The organism is Xenorhabdus bharatensis (assembly GCF_037996705.1).
Lineage (GTDB): Bacteria > Pseudomonadota > Gammaproteobacteria > Enterobacterales > Enterobacteriaceae > Xenorhabdus > Xenorhabdus bharatensis.
The window spans coordinates 1-4,766 of sequence record NZ_JBBMXG010000042.1; the positions used below are offsets into that span (position 1 = coordinate 1).

A 4,766-nucleotide genomic window follows, 5' to 3' on the forward strand; every position below is an offset into this window, starting at 1 on the left:
CACCTGACCCCATGCCGAACTCAGCAGTGAAACGCCGTAGCGCCGATGGTAGTGTGGGGTCTCCCCATGTGAGAGTAGGGAACTGCCAGACATCAATTTATCCGTGTTGCCTAAATGGCAACACTTTTTATTTCAGCATTTGCTGATATGGCTCAGTTGGTAGAGCACACCCTTGGTAAGGGTGAGGTCCCCAGTTCGAATCTGGGTATCAGCACCATGAATAATATGTTCGGCAAATAAAACAGAATTTGCTTGGCGGCAATAGCGCGGTGGTCCCACCTGACCCCATGCCGAACTCAGTAGTGAAACACCGTAGCGCCGATGGTAGTGTGGGGTCTCCCCATGTGAGAGTAGGGAACTGCCAAGCTTTAATACAAAGTCAAAAAGCCACTCATTTGAGTGGCTTTTTGCATTTCTACCTTAATAATATACACAATGAATTTCAAGATGTGTCACGGCGGCAAGGGAGTAACAAATTCGTCGGGAACGAATTTGCCCAGCCAAAGGCTGGCCTCCGGTGAGAGGCAGGAGCCTCTCAGTAATCCCCGAGAGCATAGATAACTATGTGACCGGGGTGAGCGAGCGCAGTCAACAAAGAGGCAACTTGAAAGACGAAGTGTATAGGTATTTACTGACTTATCTTTCAAATGCAGAGTCTGCTAGACTACAGTCAAATTACTTATTGAGCCTGAATTGAATGCCTGTCTGTAAATCAACCCAACTCAAAACATTTAACACATTTGGTATATCTGCAAATGCCAATCGTATTAGCGTAGCTGCCTCTGTTGAATCACTTCTGGCTTTATGGCATGAGGCGGTAGAAGATAATCAGCCTATCCTATTGCTGGGAGGAGGGAGCAATGTTCTCTTCACAGAAGATTTCAAAGGCACTGTGATTCTGAATCGTATTACTGGTGTTGATGTACAAGAATCGGATACAGCATGGAATATTCATGTTGGTGCGGGTGAAAATTGGCATGAGCTGATTCTTTATTTACTCAAACTCAAGATCTATGGTTTGGAGAATTTAGCCCTTATTCCCGGAAATGTGGGCTCTGCACCTATTCAAAATATCGGGGCTTACGGAATTGAATTCAAACAGGTCTGTGAGTACGTTGATTTAATTGAGCTGAAAACAGGAAAGCAGATTCGCCTGATGGAAAATGAATGTGGGTTTGCTTACAGAGATAGTGTTTTCAAACATGAATATAGTGATGGTTATGCAATTACGGCGGTTGGTTTAAGGCTGAATAAAGTGTGGAAACCAATACTCACTTATGGTGGCTTAACAAAATTCTCGCATGATGACGTAACACCAGAGCAGATTTTTCATACAGTATGTGAAATGCGTCAGAGTAAATTACCAGATCCTGCGATCACAGGAAATGCAGGAAGCTTCTTCAAGAACCCAATTATATCAGCAGAATTGGCAGAGAAAATTAAATCTGAGTACCCTGAGTGTCCCCAGTATCATCATAATGAACATAGTGTAAAAATAGCGGCGGGCTGGTTGATAGATAAGTGTCATCTAAAAGGGTATCACATTGGTCATGCGGTAGTTCATCAGAAACAAGCATTAGTATTAATCAATCAAGGTAATGCGACAGGACATGATGTTATTGCTCTGGCTACTTATGTTCGCAAGCAAGTAGCTGAAAAATTCAATATTTATTTAGAACCGGAAGTCCGTTTCATTGGGAATGTAGGTGAAATAGATGCGGTGGAATGTATTTCATGAAAGATGTTAGTACTCCATTAAAATTAATTAAAATTTTATCAGATGGTGAAATTCATTCGGGTCAGCAATTGGGCCAGAAGCTAGGGATGAGTCGGGCAGGGATAAATAAACATATTCAGGCTATTCGTGAATGGGGCGTGGAAATATTGACTATCGCGGGTAAAGGTTACCGCTTTCCTGCACCAATGAATCTCCTTAGCAAAGATATAATTGAAAATTATCTGCCTGAAAGTCGAATTGAAGTTATTCCGGTTATTGACTCTACCAATCAGTACTTATTAGAGAAATTAACAGAACTTAGTTCAGGTGATACCTGCGTTGCAGAATATCAATATGCAGGAAGGGGGCGCCGCGGAAGGCAATGGGTTTCTGCTTTCGGCCGTAATTTATATTTATCTATGTTCTGGCGATTAGAACAAGGGCCTGCAGCAGCGATTGGGTTGAGTCTGGTTGTGGGTATCGTGATCGCAGAAGTTTTGAATCGTCAGGGAGCTGATAAGGTAAAAGTAAAATGGCCTAATGATCTATATCTGGATGACAAAAAGCTGGCAGGTATATTAGTTGAGCTAATGGGCAGAACTGGAGATGCGGCTCAGATTGTCATCGGTATTGGTATGAACATCTCGATGAGTAGTGAGCAACAAAAAATAATTAACCAACAGTGGACTAATTTACAGCAAGCCGGTGTAACTGTTGAAAGAAATAAACTCGTTACTGAGATTGTTACTGAGCTGAAGAGGGCATTAGTTCAGTTTGAAAATGAAGGATTACAACCTTTTGTTTCCAGATGGTTTAAGTTAGATAATTTTATGAATCGTCCTGTGAAGTTAATAATTGGTGAGCAAGAAGTTTATGGCATAGCCCGTGGCATTGATCAACAAGGCGCTTTGTTGCTTGATATTGACGGGATAGTCACACCTTATATTGGTGGTGAAATATCCCTGAGAGGCTGTTAGTGAGAAGGCCGGAAGTATTTTCCGGCTTTTTGGCATTATTTTCTTAACCTAACGCTTTCAATCGCATGGTTGGTGCCTTTGGTTAAAATTAGGCTGGCACGCTCTCTGGTAGGCAGGATATTTTGTTGTAGGTTGAGCCCATTAATTTCTCGCCAAATATCAGAGGCTACCTTTATTGCTTCTTCCGTTGTTAACTTAGAATAATTGTGGAAATAGGAGTCAGGATCAGAAAAAGCACCTTGCCGGAATTTAAGAAAACGGCTGACGTACCATTGTTCAAGTAATTGTTCTGACGCATCAACATAAATAGAAAAATCAACAAAATCAGAAACAAAAACATGATGTGGTTCATGGGGGTAATCCATACCACTTTGCAACACATTTAAACCTTCCAGTATCAGAATATCGGGTCGTTCGATGATAAGTTGTTCATCAGGGACGATATCATAACTGAGGTGAGAATATACGGGAGCGGCAACCTTTTCGGCCCCTGATTTTATATCGGAGACGAATTTTACCAGACTACGCATATCGTAGGATTCAGGGAATCCTTTCTTTTTCATTAGGCCGCGTTCATTCAATATATCGTTAGAATGTAAGAAGCCATCAGTTGTTACCAGCTTTACACGACGATGTTCAGGCCAGCGGCTTAGTAATGCCTGCAATAAACGGGCTGTTGTGCTTTTGCCAACGGCAACGCTGCCGGCAATACCAATAACATAAGGTATCTTTTGTCCTCCGGTTCCTAAAAATTGTTCAAGAACAGCTTGTCGCCGAAGGTTAGAGCTAATATAAAAATTAAGTAGACGGGATAATGGTAAGTAGATCTCAACCACTTCGTCTATTGAGATATCTTCATTAATTCCTTTTAAGGCAGAAAACTCTTCTGCTGTTAATGTTAGAGGCACCGAGTCACGCAAGGTTGCCCAATGTTCACGATCAAATTGTAAATATGGGGTCGTTAAAAAAGGTTCTTTCTCATTCATAAGCCAACATCTGCCTGTCTATGCAGGTTGGACGGGCACTCTTGCACACCCGTATCCGACAAAAAATAAATCTCATCATATCGGCTGAGCTATCGTAGGCGTAGAATTTTTTATCATTTTAGTAATTTTTTTGATGGAAAATACAAAATTGCGAAAAATAAGCGGTCTTGGAGCTATTTTTAATTTAAAAAATAGGCATCGAAGAGGTTGTTCACTCCTGAAAGTAGACTACTTACCCCACGTCTTGATACTTTAATTATATAGTTTCTGGCTATTATTTGTACCCTATCTAATTAAAAAATCATCAAAAAAGCCTTATCTGAATGGAATGTGAGCAAAAGAACAAAAAAAATAAATTTTTTGTTGCATCGGAGACGAATACTACCTAGAATGCGCAGCACTTGATGCCGGCATAGCTCAGATGGTAGAGCAACTGACTTGTAATCAGTAGGTCCCGAGTTCGATTCTTGGTGCCGGCACCATTAAAAATTTGGAAAGGTGGGGTTCCCGAGCGGCCAAAGGGAGCAGACTGTAAATCTGCCGTCACAGACTTCGAAGGTTCGAATCCTTCCCCCACCACCATGAACCAGTTTTCATCTTGAGTGTTCTGCTCGAGTTAATACTCCAGACAAAATACTTGAGATACAATACAGCTGATTAAAGTCAGGTAGCCGAGTTCACGCGGGCATCGTATAATGGCTATTACCTCAGCCTTCCAAGCTGATGATGCGGGTTCGATTCCCGCTGCCCGCTCCAAGATGTGCTGATATAGCTCAGTTGGTAGAGCACACCCTTGGTAAGGGTGAGGTCGGCAGTTCGAATCTGCCTATCAGCACCACTTCCCTAGTTCTTGTCTCCTGATTTTCTTCCTGTTGATATCTAAAACAAGCAAAATTGCTTGGTTGATGTGGTGAAACCACCGATTCCGTGTCTTAGAGGGACAACCTAATGTCTAAAGAAAAGTTTGAGCGTTCAAAACCGCACGTTAACGTTGGTACTATCGGCCACGTTGACCACGGTAAAACTACCCTGACTGCTGCAATCACCACCGTTCTGGCAAAAACCTACGGCGGTAGCGCACGTGCA

Annotated in this window: 4 protein-coding genes, 5 tRNA genes and 2 rRNA genes; 10 read left to right on the top strand and 1 reads right to left on the bottom strand. The window is 42.2% G+C overall.

Annotated elements, in window-relative coordinates; all coding sequences use genetic code 11:
• The 5 genes from rrf (AAC855_RS20925) to birA all read left to right on the top strand — a co-directional run.
• Positions 1-91: ribosomal RNA gene (gene rrf / locus AAC855_RS20925) — 5S ribosomal RNA — on the top strand; the annotation flags it as partial.
• A 50-nt stretch (positions 92-141) separates the two neighbouring features.
• Positions 142-217, top strand: a tRNA-Thr gene (locus AAC855_RS20930).
• Between the two features lie 34 nt (positions 218-251).
• A 5S ribosomal RNA gene (gene rrf / locus AAC855_RS20935) occupies positions 252-367 on the top strand.
• A gap of 330 nt (positions 368-697) precedes the next feature.
• Entirely contained in the window at positions 698-1,738 is a 1,041-nt protein-coding gene (gene murB, locus AAC855_RS20940) for a UDP-N-acetylmuramate dehydrogenase (RefSeq protein WP_340612087.1), read from the top strand.
• Complete coding sequence (gene birA / locus AAC855_RS20945; RefSeq protein ID WP_340612088.1) at positions 1,735-2,694, top strand: bifunctional biotin--[acetyl-CoA-carboxylase] ligase/biotin operon repressor BirA; 960 nt, start codon at positions 1,735-1,737, stop codon at positions 2,692-2,694. Before murB ends, birA begins: the two co-directional genes overlap by 4 nt.
• A 35-nt stretch (positions 2,695-2,729) precedes the next feature.
• Here the strand turns inward: birA and coaA are convergent, their stop codons facing one another.
• Entirely contained in the window at positions 2,730-3,680 is a 951-nt protein-coding gene (gene coaA, locus AAC855_RS20950) for a type I pantothenate kinase (RefSeq protein WP_340612089.1), read from the bottom strand.
• Between the two features lie 406 nt (positions 3,681-4,086).
• On the opposite strand from coaA, the gene AAC855_RS20955 reads away from it, so the two are divergent.
• The 5 genes from AAC855_RS20955 to AAC855_RS20975 form a co-directional block, all read left to right on the top strand.
• Positions 4,087-4,162: transfer RNA gene (locus AAC855_RS20955), tRNA-Thr, on the top strand.
• Between the two features lie 15 nt (positions 4,163-4,177).
• A tRNA-Tyr gene (locus AAC855_RS20960) sits at positions 4,178-4,262 on the top strand.
• 99 nt (positions 4,263-4,361) lie between these two features.
• Positions 4,362-4,436 (top strand) — tRNA-Gly (locus tag AAC855_RS20965).
• A 6-nt stretch (positions 4,437-4,442) separates the two neighbouring features.
• Positions 4,443-4,518 (top strand) — tRNA-Thr (locus tag AAC855_RS20970).
• A gap of 110 nt (positions 4,519-4,628) precedes the next feature.
• Positions 4,629-4,766, top strand: a 138-nt coding sequence (locus tag AAC855_RS20975) for a GTP-binding protein (RefSeq protein WP_230050329.1), incomplete at its 3' end; no start/stop codon positions are given.

What these genes read in the sequence shown, in the direction of transcription:
- murB (WP_340612087.1), top strand. Translation starts at nt 698, where the DNA reads ATGCCTGTCTGTAAATCAACCCAACTCAAAACATTTAACACATTTGGT.
- birA (WP_340612088.1), top strand. Translation starts at nt 1,735, where the DNA reads ATGAAAGATGTTAGTACTCCATTAAAATTAATTAAAATTTTATCAGAT.
- coaA (WP_340612089.1), bottom strand. Translation starts at nt 3,680, where the DNA reads ATGAATGAGAAAGAACCTTTTTTAACGACCCCATATTTACAATTTGAT.